The sequence below is a fragment of the Paralimibaculum aggregatum genome, assembly GCF_030270585.1.
Lineage (GTDB): Bacteria > Pseudomonadota > Alphaproteobacteria > Rhodobacterales > Rhodobacteraceae > Thermohalobaculum > Thermohalobaculum aggregatum.
Genome location: NZ_BSYI01000028.1, coordinates 45399 through 62707, shown reverse-complemented (window position 1 = coordinate 62707; position 17309 = coordinate 45399). Strand labels below are relative to the sequence as shown.

The window sequence follows — 17309 nt, the reverse complement described above, 5'->3', positions numbered from 1 at the left end:
GCTCGCGGCGCCGGGCTTCGCGCTGCCGGCGCGGCCCGAGGAGGAAAGCTTCGCGCCCGAAAGCACGCCGCTGCCGCGCGCCCGCCCCTCGCCAGAGGCCCTCGCCGCCGCCGCCGCGGCCGCGGCCGAGGACGAGCACGGGGAAGAGGACGGGGCCTTGGACGGGGAACCGGACGGAGGAGAAGCAGCCGCCGACGATGCCGGAGCGGACACCGCAGCCGATCTCCCCGGCCGTCCGGCACTGTCCCCGCCCGCCGCTCCGCTGCCAGGCCTGCCACAGGCCCCGCTGCCGGAGAACTGACGCCGCACGGGGGCCGGAACCGCCGCCGCCGCGACCCCAGCCGACGACGAGGGCGAGAAAGAAGACGGGAGTGCGAACGGGAAAGCCGATCTCCCCGGTCCTCCGGCGCTGTCGCCGCCACCCGGCCTGCCGCAGACACCCCTGCCAGAGAACTTCCGCAGCGCCCGGGCCGCGCCCGCCGTGGCCCCGGCCGACGGCGAGGACAAGGAATGGGGCGGTGGACCGGACGGGGCAACCGAACTCCCTGGTCTTCCGGTTCTGGCGCCGCCGCCCACACCGCTGCCCGGCCCGCCGCATGCACCGCTGCCGGAGAACTGACACAGCGCCCGGGCCTCGCCCGCCACCCCGGCGGCCAACGACGAGGATGAGGGAGAAGACGGGGGATCGGATGGCGCAGCGGGTCTTCCCGATCTTCCGGCGCTTGCACCGCCACCCACACCGCAGCCCGGCCCGCCGTAGAAACCGCCGCCGGAGAATTCATGCAGCGTCCGGGCAGGGACAGTCGCGGCCCCGGCCGACGACGAAGACGAGGGAGAAGACGGGGGATCGGATGGTGCAGCCGATCTCCCCGGACTTCCGGCGCTGCCGCCCGCTCGGCTGCCCGACCTGCCGCAGGCAACGCTGCCGGAGAACTTCCGCAGCGCCCGGGCCGGGCTCGCCGCCTCCACGGCCGACGGCGAGGATGAGGGAGAAGACGGGAGAGCGGACGGGTCAGCCAATCTCCGCGGTCTTCCGACGCCACCCGCACCGCTGCCCGGTCTGCCAGAGGCACCGCTGCCGGAGAAGTGACACGGCGGCCGGGCCTCGCCCACCGCCCCCGCGGCCAACGACGAGGCTAGGGGAGATGACGGGAGATCGGATGGCGCAGCGGGTCTTCCCCATCTTCCGGCACTGCCGCCGCTGCCGGAGAACTGACGCGGCGCCCGGGCCGGCAACGCCGCCGCCACGGCCCCACCCGACGACGAGGTAGAGGGAGGGGGATCGGATGGGGCAGGGGGCTCCCCGATCTTCCGGCACTGTCGCCGCCGCCCGCTCCGCCACCCGGCCTGCCGCGGGCACCGCTGCCGGAGAACTGGCGCCGCGCCTAAGCCGGGGCCGCCGCCTCCCATGGGTGGGCTGCGATGTCCTCGCAGCCGCCGCGACATCTCAGGGGCGGGGGAGGCGGCGGGCCCGGCCCGCCACCCCTTCACGCCAGTCCCGGCTCAGTCCATCGTCGGGATCGAGAAGTCCGCCCCTTCCTTCACCCCCGAAGGCCAGCGCGAGGTCACCGTCTTGGTCCGGGTGTAGAAGCGGAAGGCGTCGGGGCCGTGCTGGTTCAGGTCACCGAACACAGATTTCTTCCAGCCGCCGAAGGTGTGGTAGGCCAGCGGCACCGGGATCGGAACGTTGATCCCCACCATGCCGACATTCACCCGGCTGAGGAAGTTGCGCGCGGTGTCGCCGTCGCGGGTGTAGATCGCGACGCCGTTGCCGTATTCGTGGTCCATCGCCAGCCCGAGCGCCTCCTCGTAGGAGCTCGCCCGCACCGTCGAGAGCACCGGGCCGAAGATCTCGGTGCGGTAGATGTCCATGTCGCGGGTCACGTTGTCGAACAGGCAGCCGCCGATGAAGTTGCCGTTCTCGTAGCCCTGCAGCCTGAAGTCGCGCCCGTCGACCACCAGCTTGGCGCCCTCCTCGATGCCGCGGTCCACCAGCCCCTTCACCCGGCGATAGGCCTCGGCGGTGACCAGCGGGCCGAAATCGACGTCCTCGCCGGCGGTATAGGGGCCGATCTTCAGGCTCTCGACGCGCGGCGCCAGCTTCTCGATCAGCCGGTCGGCGGTCTCCTCGCCCACCGGCACCGCCACCGAGATCGCCATGCAGCGCTCGCCGGCGGCGCCATAGCCGGCGCCGACCAGCGCGTCCACCGCCTGGTCGAGATCGGCATCCGGCATCACGATCATGTGGTTCTTGGCGCCGCCGAAGCACTGCACGCGCTTGCCCGCCGCGGTGCCGCGGGAATAGACGTAATGCGCGATCGAGGTGGAGCCGACGAAGCCGACGGCGCCGATATCCTCGTCGTCGAGGATCGCGTCGACCGCCTCCTTGTCGCCGTTCACCACGTTCAGCACGCCGGCCGGGGCGCCGGCCTCGAGCATCAGCTCGGCCAGCATCAGCGGCACCGAGGGGTCGCGCTCCGAGGGCTTCAGGATGAAGGAGTTGCCGCAGGCGATCGCCGGGCAGAACTTCCACATCGGGATCATCGCGGGGAAGTTGAACGGGGTGATCCCGGCCGCCACGCCGACCGGCTGGCGCAGCGAGAACATGTCGATGCCGGGGCCGGCGCCCTCGGTATACTCGCCCTTCAGCAGATGCGGCGCGCCGATGCAGAACTCCGCCACCTCGAGCCCGCGCTGCACGTCGCCGCGGGCGTCGGGGATGGTCTTGCCGTGCTCGCGCGACAGCGCCTCGGCGAGCTTGTCCATGTCGCGGTGCAGCAGCTGGACGAACTTCATCATCACCCGGGCGCGCTTCTGCGGGTTGGTGGCGGCCCAGGCGGGCTGCGCCTCGCGGGCGTTGACGACCGCCGCGCGCACCTCGTCGGTGCTGGCCAGCGGGCATTTCGCCTGGACCTCGCCGGTCGCCGGGTTGAAGACGTCCGAGAAGCGGCCCGAGGTCCCCTTCACATGCTGGCCGCCGATGAAATGGGTGAGCTCCTGGGTCATGTCCGCATCCTTCCGTGTTGAGCGATTGCAGATCTCGTCCCGCGTTTCGCGGCGCCGGTCAAGTCTGGCCCGGTGTCGCGGGGGGCGGGCAGCAAGGTTCGCCCGCGCCGGCCGTCCGTGCCGCACGGACAAAGGTTCCGATGCGCGCCGCGCGCCCGGCGGAAAAGTTCCCGGAGCACAGGTTCGGGCCGAAGGTTCCCGCGAACCCCGCGCCGCCGGCCGCCGGCCGCGGTCGCCGCGCCGCCGCCCCGGATCGGCGCCCGGTTCGGTGCCAGCCCCAGCGCCCGCCCCGGAGCGTGACCCGGAGCACGGTTCGGCGCCCGGTTCGGCGCCCGCTCCGAAGCTTGGCCGAGAGCCCGGCCCCGAGTCCGGTCCGTCGCCCGGCCCGGAGCGCAGTTCGGGGCGCGGCCCAGCGCCCGCCCCCGAGTGTGACCCATAGTCCCGCCCAGCGCCTGCCTTGGAGCCCGGCCCCTAGCCCGGTTTGGCGCCCCGCCCGGAGAGCGGCCCAGCGCTCGCCCTGGAGCGTGGCCCCGAGCCGGGTTCGGCGCCCGGCCCGGAGAGCGGCCCGATGCGCGGCCCGGAGCGCGGCCCAGCACCCGGCCCGGCATCCGGTTTGGCGCCCGACCCGGAGTGCGGTTCGGCGCCCGGCCCGGAGCGGGATTTGGAGCGTAGCCGAAAGCCCGGCCCAGCGCCCGGCCTGGAGCACGATTCGGCGCGTGGCCGAGAGCCCCCGCCCGGAGCGCGGTTCGGCGCCTGGCCCGGAGTGCGGCCCCGAGCGTGGCCCTGAGCGTGGCCCGGAGCGCGGCGGCCCGGCGACCGGCTCAGAGCCCGGCGCGGGCGGCATGGGCCTCGGCGATGGCGGCGAGGCGCGGCACGTCGGCGCCCATCGAGAGCGCCGCCTCGTCGGCCGCGTTGCCGGCCAGCCCGCGGGCATAGACGCCCTGGATGATCGCCGCCATGCGGAAGATCGAGAACGCCAGCAGCAGGTCGAGATCCGGCAGCCGGCCGCGCCCGGTGGCCGCGGCGTAGCGCTCGGCCAGCGCCTCCAGCGGCGGGATGCCGAGGCCGGCGAGATCGCTCTCCGCCAGCCCGTAGCGCAGCCCGGCGGGAAACCGCCAGGTCATCAGGAAATAGGCGAGGTCGGAGAGCGGGTGGCCGAGGGTGGCGAGCTCCCAGTCGAGCACCGCGCGGATCTCCGGCGCCCCGGGCGCCAGGATCACGTTGTCGAGCCGGTAGTCGCCATGCACCAGGCAGGTCTCGTCCGGCACCCGCGCCACCGCCTCCGGCAGCCAGGCCGCGAGCCGGTCCATCGCCGGGATCGCCTGCGTCTCCGAGGCGGCGTACTGCCCGGCCCAGATCGCCACCTGGCGGCCGAGATAGCCGCCCGGGCGCCCGAAATCGCCGAGCCCGGCGGCCGCCGGGTCGATCCGGTGCAGCGCCGCCAGCGTGTCGACCAGCGCGTGGTAGATCGCCGCCCGCTCGGCCGGCGCGAGCCCCGGCATCCCGGTGTCGAACAGCACCCGGCCCTCGACATGGTCCATCACGTAGAAGGCGGCGCCGATCACGCCCGGGTCCTCGCAGAGCGCCCGCATCCGCGGCACCGGGAAGCCGGCCGCGCCGAGCGCCGCCATCACCCGGTATTCCCGCTCGATCATGTGCGCCTTCGGCAGCAGCGCCCCCGGCGGCTTGCGGCGCAGCACCAGCCGCGCCCCGGGCGCCTCCAGCAGATAGGTCGGGTTCGACTGCCCGCCGGAGAACTGCCGCGCCTCGAGCGGGCCGTCGATGCCGAGCGTCCCGGCCAGGTAGCGCCCCAGCGCCGCGAGATCGAGCGGCAGGCGCAGGCTCACCGGAACAGCCCGCGGATCAGCGAGCGCACCAGCCGGTTGCCGAGCTGCCGCCCGACCGAGCGCATCGCCGAGCTGACCCCGGCCTCCAGCGGGCTCTGCCGCCGGCTGCGGCCGCTGCCGCGCCCGGCCCGCGCGCGCTCCTTCTCGCGCAGCGCGTCCTCGGCCTCGCGCGCCTCGCGCTCGGCCCGCGCCGCGGCGCGCTCGGCGAGCAGCTCGTAGGCCGACTCGCGGTCGATGCTGCGGGCATAGCGGCGGGCCAGCGGCGAGGCGGCGCGGATGCGCGCCCGCGTCGCCGGGTCGCAGGGGCCGAGGCGCGAGCTGGGCGGGCGGATCAGCACCCGCTCGACCACCGCCGGCACGCCCTTCGTCTCGAGGCAGCTCACCAGCGCCTCGCCGACGCCGAGATCGCGGATCGCCTCGGCGGTGTCGAAGCGCGGATTGGGCCGGAAGGTCTCGGCCGCGGCGCGCAGCGCCTTGCGCTGGCGCGGGGTATAGGCGCGCAGCGCATGGCTGAAGCGGTTGCCGAGCTGCGACAGCACGTCCTCCGGCACGTCGTCCGGGTTCTGCGTGACGAAATAGACCCCGACGCCCTTGGAGCGGATCAGCCGCGCCACCTGCTCGACCTTCTGCACCAGCACCCGCGGCGCCCGGTCGAACAGCAGATGCGCCTCGTCGAAGAAGAAGACGAAGCGCGGGCGCTCCGGATCGCCCACCTCGGGCAGCTCCTCCCAGAGCTCCGAGAGCAGCCAGAGCAGGAAGATCGCGTAGAGCCGGGGCGAGTGCATCAGCCTGTCGGCGGCGAGGATGTTGACCCGGCCGCGGCCGTCCGGGGCCGGGGCAAGCAGGTCGGCCAGCTCGAGCGCCGGCTCGCCGAAGAAGCCGGCCGCGCCCTCGGTCTCGAGCACCAGCAGCCGGCGCTGGATCGCGCCGATCGAGGCGGTCGAGACCCGGCCATAGCGCAGCCCGACCTCGCGCGCGTTCTCGCCGAGATGGGTCAGCATGGCGCGCAGGTCCTTGAGGTCGAGCAGCGCCAGCCCCTCGTCCTCGGCAAGATGGAAGGCGATGGTCAGCACGCCCTCCTGGGTCTCGTTCAGGTCCATCAGCCGGGCCAGCAGCAGCGGCCCCATCTCGGTCACGGTGGTGCGCACCGGGTGGCCCTGCTCGCCGAACACGTCCCAGAACTCGACCGCCGTCTTCTCGTAGGGATAGGGGTCGAGGCCGATGGTCGCCGCGCGCTCCTGCAGCTTCGGATGCAGCGGATCGGTCGGCGCGCCTGATTCGGCGAGGCCCGAGAGATCGCCCTTCACATCGGCGAGGAACACGCTGGTGCCGGCCCGGGCGAATCCCTCGGCCAGAATCTGCAGCGTCACGGTCTTGCCGGTGCCGGTGGCCCCGGTGATCAGCCCGTGCCGGTTGCCGAGGTCGAGCCGCAGCACGCAGGGCGTGTCCTGGGCAGCGCCGCCGCCGCCGACGAAGATCGTGCCAGAGCTCGTGTCCATGTCGCCCCCCAAACCCGATTTCCCTACTCCGATAGCGGGATATGGTGAATTTGTTAACTAGTTTCGGCGATCGTTCCCGAATTGGTGCCGCTCCTGCACTTGTCTCGCAGGCCGGCGGCGTACCACCTCCCTGTCGACTTGGTCGCGCGTGCCTAGCGCGGCCGTTTTTTTCGTGCAGTGCAGCGATTTGCGCCAGGTTTCCGCAATACCGTTTCGGCGGATGAAAAAATCTGCAGGAAAGGCGGATTTGTTTGGACTATCCGGTTGACCTTGTCGCAACACTTGCTAACCATTCGGGCCAAGGCGCAAAGCCAGTTCGACAGGGAAGCAATTCAGCCACGGTTCGCCGTGGCGGCTAGGGGCGCCCCCGGGGCGCCCTTATGCTGTCCGGGCGATGCGGCTCCGATGCCGCGGCAGACCGGCGGCGGGCTGCGGTTGATTTCGGCGCGAAGCCTTGGCAGGGTGCCCGCGACACGCGCGGCGGAAGCGCTGCCGTCCCCCTTTTGCCCGGAGGCTAAGACCTTGATGCCCAAGAGCCGTTTCGCCCTCGCCCCGCTCTCTGCCCTGCTGATCGCCGGCTTCCTCGGCGCCTGCGCGACCGGCCCCGCCGCGGCGCAGGACGGCCAGCCTCCCAAGGAAGTGAAGAAGTCGACCCATGGCGACTGGGACGTGGTCTGCATCGAGGGCCGCGATGTCTGCGCGATGCGCCAGATCGGCAGCGATTCGCAGGGCAACGAGGTGCTCGCCGTCACGATCCGCGAGCTGAAGGACGTGAAGGCCGAGAACGGCGAGGTGGTGCCCGCGGCGATGGATGTGCTGGCGCCGCTCGGCGTCGCGCTGAAGGCCGGCCTGCGGGTCAAGATCGACGGCGGGCAGGAGCGCGCCGCGCCGTTCGACATCTGCCTGCAGAACGGCTGCCTGATGCGCTCGCCGATGAGCGCCGACTTCCTCGCCCAGATGAAGCGCGGCACCAATGCGGCGATGACCGTGGTGGCGCCGCGCCGCGGCGAGGTCAGCGTCACGATCTCGCTGCGCGGCTTCACGGCGGCCTTCAACGATCTCGACTGAGCCGCTGCGCCAGCAGGGAAAAACCGCACGGGCCGCGCAACCGCGCGGCCCGTTTCGCATCACCCGTTTCGCATCACCCGTTCCGCATCACCCGTTCCGCATCGCCCCGGGGGGGCAGCGCCCTCAGGCGCCGCGGAAGGCCAGCACCGCGTTCAGCCCGCCGAAGGCGAAGGAGTTCGACAGCGCCGCCTTCACCGGCGCCTGGCGCGCGGCATTGGGCACCACGTCGAGGCCGATCTCCGGGTCCGGCTCCTCGTAGCCCATGGTCGGCGGCACCACGTTCTCGGTCAGCGCCATCACCACCGCCGCCGCCTCGAGCGCCCCGGCGGCGCCGATCGCGTGGCCGTGCATCGACTTGGTGGAGGACACCATGATCGACTCGGCATGTTCCCCGAGCGCCGCGCGCAGCGCCGCCGCCTCGGTGCGGTCGTTGATCGCGGTGGCGGTGCCGTGGGCGTTGACATAGTCCACCGCCTCGGCCGGCATCCCGGCATCGGCCAGCGCCAGGCTGATCGCCCGCGCCGCGCCCTCCATCTTCGGCGCCACGATGTCGCCGGCATCCGCGGTCATGCCGGTGCCGGCGACCTCGGCGAGGATCGTCGCGCCGCGCGCCATCGCCCGCTCGCGCTCCTCGAGCACCAGGATCGCCGCGCCCTCGCCGAGCACCATGCCGTTGCGGGTCTTGGAGAACGGCCGGCAGCCGTCCTTCGACATCACCCGCAGCCCTTCCCAGGCCTTGATGCCGCCGAAGCAGAGCACGCTCTCGGTGCCGCCGGTGACCGCCGCGTCGCAGGCGCCGGAGCGCACCAGCTGCATCGCCTGGCCGATCGCGTGGTTGGCCGAGGAGCAGGCGGTGGCGACCGACCAGGCCGGGCCCATCAGCCCGTATTTCATCGAGACCTGGGAGACCGGCGCATTGGCCATCAGCCGCGGGATGATGAACGGATGCACCCGGTTCTTCATCTCGTGATAGACGGCGTAGTAGTTCTCGTCCTGGGTGTGCAGCCCGCCCATCGCGGTGGCGATGATGGTGGCGGTGCGCAGGCCGAGTTCCTCGTCGATCTCGAGGCCGGACTGTGCCATCGCCTCGGCCGCGGCGACCAGCGCCATCTGCGTCACCCGGTCATAGAGCGCGAGCTGCGAGCGGTCGAAATAGTCGGTGCCCTCGAAGCCCTTGGCCTCGGCGGCGATCTTGATCATCAGCCGCTCGGCGCTGATGCGCTCGATCGGCCCGATGCCGACGCGGCCCTCGCGCAGCCCCTCGAAATGCGCCGCCCGGCCGGTGCCGAGCGCCGAGACCACCCCGAGGCCGGTGATGACGACCCGGCGACGATCGGAGCCGGCCGCGCTCACGCCTCGCGGTCCGCGATCAGCTTCTTCACGCCCGTCACGATGGCCGCGAAGTTGGAGATGTCGAAATCCGTGCTCTCGGGATCGTTGGCGTTGTAGGGCACCGAGATGTCGAACGCCTCCTCGATGCCGAACACCACCTCCACGAGCGCGAGGCTGTCGAGGCCGAGATCCTCCGGGGTGGTCTCCGGCCGGATCTGGTCGGGCTCGACCAGCGCCTGCTCGGCGATGATCTCAGCGATGCGCTCGGCCACCTGGTCGCTCATGCCGCTCTCCTGTCCGCCCCGGCGGGCCGCTGCGGCGGCCGGGACATGGTATTCCCGCTCGTTTCCGTCTGCGCTGCCGGGCTCACAGCCCGAGCTTCGCGCGAATTTCCCTGACCTGCTCGACCAGCTTGGGAAGGCGCCGTTGCGCCATCTCCCGGCGGAAGAACTGGTCCCGCGGCACCGCCGGCACGCCGACCGAGATGCTGCGGGCGGGGATGTTGCTGCCGACCAGGCTGCCGCCGGCCAGGACCGCATCCTCGCCGATCTCCAGATGGTCGCCGACGCCGACCTTGCCGCCGAGCACCGCCCTGTCGCCCACCTTGACCGACCCGGCAAGCCCGACATGCCCGCAGATCATGCAGCTCGCGCCGATCTGGCAGTTGTGGCCCACCTGCACGAGATTGTCGATCTTGGTGCCGTGGCCGATCCGGGTCGGGGCGATGGTGCCGGCATCGATGCAGGTGCCGGCGCCGATCTCCACGTCGTTGCCGATCTCGACGCCGCCGAGCGAGGCAATCCGCCGCAGCCCCTGGGTGTTGCGCGCGTCGTCCTCGATCCGGCCCTCGCGCTTGGCGCTCTCGACCGAGCCGCGCTCCGGCGTGACATAGGAGAAGCCGTCGGCGCCGATCACCGCGTTGGCCTGCACGATGGCGCGCTCGCCGATGGTCACGCCGAGGCCGATGCGCACCCCGTCGGCGAGCCGCGAGCCGGCGCCGAGCCGGGTGCCGCGGGCCAGGCTGGCATGGGCGCCGATGCGGCAGCCGTCGCCGATCTCCGCGCCGGCGCCGATGATCGCGTAGGCGCCGATGCCGACATCCGCGCCGATCCGGGCCGAGGCATCGACCAGCGCGGTGGGGTGGATGCCGGCGGCGATCTCGGGCTCCGGCGCGAACATCTCGCCGACCGCGGCCAGCGCCACCCGGGCGCGCGGCGCGAAGAGCGCCGCCTCGAGCCCGAGGGCGCGCCAGTCCGCCCCCTCCCAGAGGATCGCGGCGCGGGCCTGGCCGGCCTTCACCGCCGCGGCATAGTCCTCGCTCATCGCCAGCGCGAGGTCCCTCGGGCCGGCATCCTGCGGTTCGGCCGGGCGCTCGACCTCGAGGTCGAGGGCGCCTTCCGCCACGAGGCCCGTCAGACGGGCGATATCTCTCACGCTGTGGGGCATTGCTGGCTTCCGGCCGGGTGTTTCGGGCGCTGTTGTAGCCAAGGGGCTGCACAGGATGCAAGCGGCGCCGGCACGGGCCGCGGCAGGGAAGGCCTCGGGGCGGCCCAAAAAGCACCGGCGCCGCCCGGGGGCGGCGCCGCGCGTCTCATCGCCGATGGCCGGGATCAGTCGGCCAGGACATCGACCCCGGACTGCGCCAGCGCGGCATAGACCGTCGCGTCGCGGCCATAGACATCGGCGCGGAACTGGTCGACCCCGGCGGCATCGACCCAGGCGGTGCGGTAGTTGAGATGCACCGGCACCGGATCGTCGAGCCGGATCGTCGCCTCGCGGCCGCGGCGCAGCACGGCGTCGAAATAGGCCGCGCCATCGGCCCGCTGCGGCGCCAGCAGCTCATAGGCGAACTCGAAGGGCTTCTGCACCCGCACGCAGCCATGGCTGAACGCCCGCCGGTCGCGGTTGAACAGCGATTTCGACGGCGTGTCGTGCAGGTAGATCGACCACTTGTTGGGGAACATGAACTTCACGCGCCCCAGCGCATTGCCGCCGCCCGGCCTCTGCTTGACCCGGCCCGGGAAGCTCGAGGGGGTGACGAAGCTCCAGTCGATCTCCTCGGCCGAGGCGCCGGCGCCGACCAGCCGCATGCCCTTGCGCGAGAGATAGGTCGGGTCCTGCTTCAGCTTCGGCAGGATCTCCTCGCGGGCGATCGAGGCGGGCACGTGCCAGGTCGGGTTGACCACCATGTGCTCCATCTCGTCGGAGAACTCCGGCGTGCGGTGCTTGGTCGACTTGCCGACCACCACGCGCGAGGTGAAGATGGTCTGCCCGTCCTGCACCAGCGCGACCTCGAAGCCGGCGAGGTTGACCATCACGTGGCGCCGGCCGAGATCGCGGTTGAACCAGCGCAGCCGCTCGAGGTTGACGGCGATCTGCCGGGCCCGGTCGGCCGGGCTCTCGTTGAGCGCGGCGAGGGTGGCCGGGCCGACCACGCCGTCCTGGTTGAGGCCGTGGCGGGCCTGGAAGCTCTTGACCGCCGCGACCAGCGCCGGGTCGAACAGCCGCGGGTCGCCGGAGCTGTGCAGCGGCGCATCGGTCACGATGTCGTTCGAGGCGACGCGGGCGCCATCGCTGCCGCCGAAGCGCTCGGCGCCATAGGCCGCGGCGCCGAGCTCGCCCATCGCCGCGAGCCGCTCGCGCAGCGCCGTCACCCGCGCCGAGCGGGCGCCGGGGCGGATCGTGCGGCCATCGGGAACCACCGTCGCCCAGGCGGCGGAGCGGGCGAGCCCGCGATACTCGGCGAGGCGGGCCTGCAGCCGGGCATATTCGGGATCGGACGGGGCGAGCGCCCCGATCATCGCCGCCGGGTCGCTGGCATTGGCGATGCCGGCCAGCAGCGCCGACGGATCGGGCCGCATCGGCTTGTGGTGCAGCTCGCGGTCGACCTTGCCGGGCTCCAGCACGCCGGAGCTGACATCGCGGCCATAGCGCAGGAACGCCTCGGTCAGCCGCAGCTCGATCGCCGCGCGCTCGGCCTCGCTGGCCAGCGGCTCGGCGCGGAGATCGGCGGCCAGCGCGCTCCGGCCATAGCGCCCGGCCGGCAGGGCGTGCTCGGCGGTCCGCTCCAGCGCCGACATCAGCGCCATCAGCCGCGGCACCGTGCCGGCATCGCGCCCGAGCCAGATCGGCTGGTAGCCGCGCGCGGCGTAGAAGCTCGCCACCGTGTCGTCGGCGCGCCGGGCGGCCAGCGCCGCGGCCAGCGCCTCGGAGAGGGGGGTCGGCGCATAGGCGGGCGCCGCGGCGGCGGGCGCTGCGGCGCCCTCGGCCAGGCCCTGCGCCACGGTCTGGGCACCGGCCAGCGGCGCCGAGGCCAGGAGCCCGACGACGGCGGCGCAGATCGCGCCGCGCACCAGGCCCGTCCCGCGGGAGGGGGCGCTGAGGTCGGCCGACAGTTTTGAAATTGCTCTCATCACATCACCTGTGTTGCCCCGGGGCGACATTGGCTGCGGTCCTTACCCGAGCGTTCATCGCACAAAGCGACCTGAATCGCAAACCATCCGCGATAGCGAAATCGCGAGCCCGCATTTCAATACCGGTTGAAGAGGCAGTTCTGCCGCATTGCACGGGGCAATTCGCACCGGACCGTGGCGCGGCTGCATTTTGCCGTTGCGCTGTTGCAACTTGGCCTCAGCTAGCGGCTGTGGCATAACCTGTTAAGCACCGCCAGGGATAGTGGCGGGCGGGACCGACGACGGAACGAGGCCAGCAGTGGACAATCCAAAATCGACGACAGCAAACGTGTCGCGCCGATTCGTGCTCGCGGGCCTGGCAGGCGCAGGCGTCTCCAGCCTTCTGCCCGCACCGGCACTGGCACGCGGCAAGGGCGAGTATCGCTCCCTGAATCTCGTAAATAATCGCACCGGCGAGTGGATCAAGACCGCCTACTGGGTCGAGGGGACCTACATCCCCGACGCGCTCGAGGCGATCAGCCACCTGATGCGGGACTGGCGCGAGGACGAGGAGATCCCGATCGCCCCGGCGACCATCGACATCCTCGCCGCGACGCACAACCTGCTCGACTGCGGCGAGCCCTTCGAGGTGATCTCGGGCTACCGCACGCCGAAGACCAACGCGATGCTGCGCCGCCGCTCGCGCGGGGTGGCGCGCAACTCCTACCATGTCCGCGGCATGGCGGTGGACCTGACGATGAAGACCCGCTCGATCCGGCAGATCGCCGGGGCGGCGAAATCGCTCTCGGCGGGCGGCGTCGGCACCTACAGCCGGGCGCAGTTCGTGCATCTCGACAGCGGCCCGAAGCGCGACTGGGGCCGCTGAACCGGCGGGGCAGGGGGCGGCCGCGGCTTTGCTGCGGCTAGGCCCTTGACGAGGGCGCCGGGGCGACGTATCCGGCTGCACACGGCGGCTGGGTAGCTCAGCTGGTTAGAGCGCAGGACTCATAATCCTGAGGTCGAGGGTTCGAGTCCCTCCCCCGCCACCACCCATTTCCTCCGAGAACCGATCCTCCGATGGTGCGGTGTCCGACCGGGCCGCATCGCACCGGCGCGGCGGGGATTTCCCCTTGGGATCGACCGTTGCCAGCCACGCCCGGCATCGCCGCGCGACATCGGTGCAACATCAGACGGGCGAAGATCCCCTCGGTTCGCGGGGGAACCCCGGCAGCGACCGGCCGGCAGACGCCCCGCATGTCGGGGATCGGGCAGCGCCGCGCTCCGAGCGCGACTTCCGCAATCTGGAGACTGCCGCGGGCCGCCCCGCCGGGCCGCGCCGGCATGGACGCACGGCCCCCCCAAAGCCCAAGGGAGCCACGGACGGACGACACCGTGGCCGGGGCCGGGACCTCGCGCGCGCGGCTCTCCGGCGCGCATGGCGATGCCGGTGCATCAGGACCAGCCCCCCGGGAACTACCGGTTCCCCGGAGCCGCCGCCATCGCGACGTATCTCGCCGCGCGCGCGGTGCCCGGCACCGGATGGAGAAGGCCTTCGGGCCGGGCTTTCGCCTCGGGGCGAAGTCGCTGCAGGAACGGCGGCCTGCCGCGCCGCCTCGACGATCCCGAGCGTACAGCCTCCCGGCCAACCCCGCCCGCTTCACCGGGCGCGTCGTGCAGACGCATTCCGCACGGGCACGGAAACCGAGCCTCGAGGCCTCGCTACGCCGCGTGCCACGGGTGTCGCGCTCGCTCCGTGCGCGGCGGCGGCGCTCCGCGCAGCGCCCAGCGCGACGACGGTGATCCACAGCGAGGATGCGGACCGGCTCTCCGCGCGGCCCGGCGACCGGGCAACCGGCGAAGCCATCCGCGCCAGGATCGACGCCGCGCCCGCCGCAATGGCCGAAAACTCCAGTCGCAATATCCGATACAGGAAGGCGCAGCCGGCCCGCCAACCGCGCGCATCGTCTTCATCCCTGAAGAACGGCGATATCCCCGCCACAATTCTCGCGCCAATTCGGACTGAGACATGGTCATCTCTGCAACAAGAGGGGCAGGATCGTGGCGAGGGCGCGGTGGCCCGAGCGCTTGGCCAATGATCCCCCGATATCGAGATGCCTCCGCGTCGCGGCGTTGCTGGCGAGCCGCAGCACCAGCGGCAGGATTTTCGGGAGTCGGGCCGGCTCCCGGCCTGGCCCGCGCCGGCAGGCCCGCCCGGACATTGTCCCTGCGATCACCGGACGATCCAACGGTCTTCGAGCCGATGATGCCCCCTGCGAGACCCCCCGCAGGAGGGCGGCAATGCTGTCGCGAGGGGGCGGCGAGACCGCCGCCGAAACCCCGGGAGATGACCGTTGGAGCAAACCCGTTCGGCACGCACATGCGATTGCGCCTGGGGCGGTGGCTGAATGTCCGACCGCGCTGGCGGTGCAGGCGGAGCGGCCAGCGCGGTGCATGGCCGGGGGCGGTGCTTGCCGCGTCGACCCGGCACCGAAGCAACCGCCGAAGACCAGGGCCACCTTCAGCCTCGCCGCGCCCCTCGATGAGCACGATGAGCGTGATCTCCTCCGCGCTGCCGCCGAAGCCGTCCTGCAGCCGTTCATGCAGACCGGCGCCGGGGGTGTGATCGGCGCCGGCCGCCACGAGCGGGCTGAGGGCTCCCCGTTTCCCGGCCAGACCGGCGGCCTTTCCATTCCCGGATCCGAGCTCCCTCGTGCCGCCGGTTCGGCGCCCGCGGGGCCGGTCTGGGCCTCGTGGGGCCTCTGTCCGCCGAGGGCCGAACCGGGCCGCCCGGCGGTGTCGGAGGCGATCCATCCGCCGATGCCGGCGCGCGCGCCGGAGCCGGTCCCGCAGGCGCCGGGATACCCGCAACCCGGACTTCAGGGTCCGCCAGGGGCGCGCGATGAGCACGGTGCCGCGCCGCCGGATCCGGTCTCCCTGGCGATCCGAACGCCCGCCGCGGTCGGAGCCCCGGTGAGCCGCGGGCGCGTGAACCGGCGGCCCCGATCGGGGGAGACGATCCCCGGCTTGCCACGATGCGCCATCGCTGCCGCGAGGTCGCGATGCGGAAACCGGCCGTCACGGTGTCGGAGAGCCGCCGGGCCGGCACGCGCCGGCGCGCCCGCCCGTGTCCGCCACGCGGCAGGGCAGGCCTGGGCGCATCGGGATGTCGCCGATCTCGGCGCATCAGGCCTCGCCCGGCCGGTCGATCGCCGGTTTCCGCGACGGATATGGCTGTGTCCTGGGCCCGGGACGGGGCTTGGCGGTCCGCGGCTGCCGGCAAACCGCGCCCGGGCCCATCCCGGCCATCGGCCGCCGGACAGGCCCGCGCCCGGCGACATGGCCCGGACGCCTCGGATGGCGGGGTATTCGCCGGCGCCCGTTCCACTGCGCGTCGATGACGTTCCGCGCCCGCCGCTTCGCGATGTCATGGGCGCAAGGTCGAGCGGGGCTGCTTCCATTCTCGGCCGGCGGAACACCGGCCGGCGGAGGCCCACGGGCCGGCATTGCCGGCGCTCCGAAAGCCGAGCGTGCCGCGGCTCGATCATCTTCCGCCGCCGGGCCGGGCCCATCCGCCGGAGGACTTCGCCGGGAATCGCGCTCCGCCACGAGCCGCCCGAGCTTCGCCAGCAGCGTCCCGAGCTCGCCCTCGCGTTCGGCCGCGGCGGCCTCGGCCCTGCCGGAGACCGCGGCGGCCAGGTCCGCGATGGCCTGCCGTTGCCAGGCGTCGATCAGCGCCGGGTGCAGGCCGTGCCGCATGACCAGCTCGGCGATCTCGCCTCGCCCCGGATCGCCTCCGGCGCCGCCTGCGCCTCGAAAGCGGCGCCGTGCCGTCTCCGCCTTCCTGCCACCCGGCCGTCCTTCTCCACCAGCGGATCGGACGTCGCTCACCGCCCGGAACCCGGGGAGCACGTCCGGGTCGACCGGGCCCGCAAAGGCGTGACGGTCCGCCACGGCCTCGCGCGCTCGGAAGCGGTGCGGCGGCAGCGTCCGGGTAGCGCGCGCCTCATCTGAAGGCCCGCCCTCCGATGGGCACCGCGCCTGCGATCGGCTGCCCCGCGCCGGCGATGCAGGCCACCGCGGCCGGCGCAGCCGGCGGGCCCGGCGACGACCGAGCGGGTTGCCGATCTGCAGCGGGGGCGAGCTGCCGGCCGAAGGGATGCTGAGGCGGGGCAGGCGATCCCGCCGGGTGCCGATCCGGGCGGCAGGCGCGAAGGCAATCATTTCGGCGCCGGGTTCGGCGTGCAGGAGGGGCGCTCGGCGGCCCGGCGCAAAGGCAGCCGGTTGGCAGCCCGGCGCGGGAAGGGCTGGCCGGGCGCCCTGCGCGGAACGCACCGGCCAGCGGTCCGGTTGGTGAAGGGCCTGACGGTCGCCCGGCGCGAGATGGGTCGTCCGGCAACCCGGTGCAGGAAGGATTGGCCGGGTGCCGGGCGCGGGGGGCGCCGACCAGCGGCCCGGTTTGTGGAGGGCCGGGCGGTGGCCCGGCGCGAGATTGGTTGTCCGGCGGCCCGTGCAGGAGGGATCGGCCGGGTGCCCGGTAAGGAAGGTGCCGGCCAGCGGCCCCGTAGGGAAGGCGCTAACCAGCGGCCCGGCAATGTGTAGGGCCGGCGGTGGCACGGCGCGAGAAGGGTTGTCCGGGGGCCCGCTCGGGAGGGGTCGGCCGGGTGCCCGGTAAGGAGGGTGTCGGCCAGCGGCTCGGTCTGAGACGGGCCGGACGGTGGCACGGCGCGAGAAGGGTTGTCCGGCGGTCTGGTGCGGGAGGGATCGGCCGGGTGCCCGGTAGGGAAGGTGCCAGCCAGCGGCCCCGTAGGGAAGGCGCTAACCAGCGGCTCGGTTTGTGAAGGGCCGGACGCTGGCCCGGTGCGAGAAGGGTTGTCCAGCGGCCCACCCGGTAGGGGTCTGCCGGGTACCCGGAAAGGAAGGCGTGGCGAGCGGCTCGGCCTGTGAAGGACAGGGTGCTGGCCCGGCGCGGGAAGGGTTGGCCGGTGGCCTTGCGCGGCAACGGCCGGCAGAAGGCCGGGTTTGAGATGGGGCGGCTGACGGACCCGCTGGGGAAGGGTTGGCTTGCTGCCCGGTATGGGAAGAGGCAGCTGGCGATCCGGTGCAGGAGGGGTCTTCTGGCGGCCCGGTATGGGATGGGCCGGCGTGCTGCCCGGTATGGGATGGGC

12 protein-coding genes and 1 tRNA gene are annotated in these 17309 nt (G+C 72.9%); 6 read left to right on the top strand and 7 right to left on the bottom strand.

What is annotated here, in order from left to right:
• Window positions 1-301 (top strand): hypothetical protein (locus QSJ97_RS16255; RefSeq protein ID WP_434220927.1); only part of this gene is annotated, 301 nt, incomplete at its 5' end.
• A 1202-nt stretch (window positions 302-1503) separates the two neighbouring features.
• Here the strand turns inward: QSJ97_RS16255 and QSJ97_RS16250 are convergent.
• From QSJ97_RS16250 to QSJ97_RS16240, 3 genes are all read right to left on the bottom strand, one after another.
• Window positions 1504-3006 (bottom strand): CoA-acylating methylmalonate-semialdehyde dehydrogenase, encoded by a 1503-nt coding sequence (locus tag QSJ97_RS16250; protein ID WP_285672988.1) that lies wholly within the window; start codon window positions 3004-3006, stop codon window positions 1504-1506.
• Between the two features lie 821 nt (window positions 3007-3827).
• A complete protein-coding gene (locus QSJ97_RS16245; protein ID WP_285672986.1) occupies window positions 3828-4853 on the bottom strand; it encodes a phosphotransferase family protein in 1026 nt (341 codons plus the stop codon).
• Window positions 4850-6352 (bottom strand): helicase HerA-like domain-containing protein, encoded by a 1503-nt coding sequence (locus QSJ97_RS16240; RefSeq protein WP_285672984.1) that lies wholly within the window; start codon window positions 6350-6352, stop codon window positions 4850-4852. Before QSJ97_RS16240 ends, QSJ97_RS16245 begins: the two co-directional genes overlap by 4 nt.
• Window positions 6353-6877: 525 nt before the next feature.
• Between QSJ97_RS16240 and QSJ97_RS16235 the strand changes: the two genes are divergently transcribed.
• Window positions 6878-7420, top strand: coding sequence for an invasion associated locus B family protein (locus QSJ97_RS16235; protein ID WP_285672983.1), 543 nt, complete (start codon window positions 6878-6880; stop codon window positions 7418-7420).
• 123 nt (window positions 7421-7543) lie between these two features.
• Here QSJ97_RS16235 and QSJ97_RS16230 read toward each other — a convergent pair whose 3' ends face one another.
• The 4 genes from QSJ97_RS16230 to QSJ97_RS16215 all read right to left on the bottom strand — a co-directional run bounded on the left by QSJ97_RS16230 (window position 7544) and on the right by QSJ97_RS16215 (window position 12165).
• On the bottom strand, window positions 7544-8773 hold the full coding sequence (locus tag QSJ97_RS16230) for a beta-ketoacyl-[acyl-carrier-protein] synthase family protein (RefSeq protein WP_285672982.1): 1230 nt from the start codon (window positions 8771-8773) through the stop codon (window positions 7544-7546).
• Entirely contained in the window at window positions 8770-9036 is a 267-nt protein-coding gene (locus QSJ97_RS16225; protein ID WP_285672981.1) for an acyl carrier protein, read from the bottom strand. Before QSJ97_RS16225 ends, QSJ97_RS16230 begins: the two co-directional genes overlap by 4 nt.
• Before the next feature lie 82 nt (window positions 9037-9118).
• The gene (locus QSJ97_RS16220) at window positions 9119-10198 is read right to left on the bottom strand and encodes a UDP-3-O-(3-hydroxymyristoyl)glucosamine N-acyltransferase (RefSeq protein WP_285672980.1); all 1080 of its coding nucleotides are present in this window, start codon (window positions 10196-10198) and stop codon (window positions 9119-9121) included.
• Window positions 10199-10362: 164 nt separating this feature from the next.
• Window positions 10363-12165 carry a L,D-transpeptidase family protein gene (locus tag QSJ97_RS16215; RefSeq protein WP_285672979.1) on the bottom strand — a complete coding sequence of 601 codons (1803 nt, stop codon included), beginning with the start codon at window positions 12163-12165 and terminating at the stop codon, window positions 10363-10365.
• Window positions 12166-12493: 328 nt separating this feature from the next.
• On the opposite strand from QSJ97_RS16215, the gene mepK reads away from it, so the two are divergent.
• From mepK to QSJ97_RS16195, 4 genes are all read left to right on the top strand, one after another.
• Window positions 12494-13030, top strand: coding sequence for a peptidoglycan L,D-endopeptidase MepK (mepK, locus tag QSJ97_RS16210; protein WP_285672977.1), 537 nt, complete (start codon window positions 12494-12496; stop codon window positions 13028-13030).
• Between the two features lie 86 nt (window positions 13031-13116).
• Window positions 13117-13193 (top strand) — tRNA-Met (locus QSJ97_RS16205).
• Between the two features lie 747 nt (window positions 13194-13940).
• The gene (locus tag QSJ97_RS16200; protein ID WP_285672975.1) at window positions 13941-14240 is read left to right on the top strand and encodes a hypothetical protein; all 300 of its coding nucleotides are present in this window, start codon (window positions 13941-13943) and stop codon (window positions 14238-14240) included.
• A 1258-nt stretch (window positions 14241-15498) separates the two neighbouring features.
• A complete protein-coding gene (locus tag QSJ97_RS16195; RefSeq protein ID WP_285672973.1) occupies window positions 15499-16155 on the top strand; it encodes a hypothetical protein in 657 nt (218 codons plus the stop codon).
• Window positions 16156-17309: the final 1154 nt, after the last annotated feature.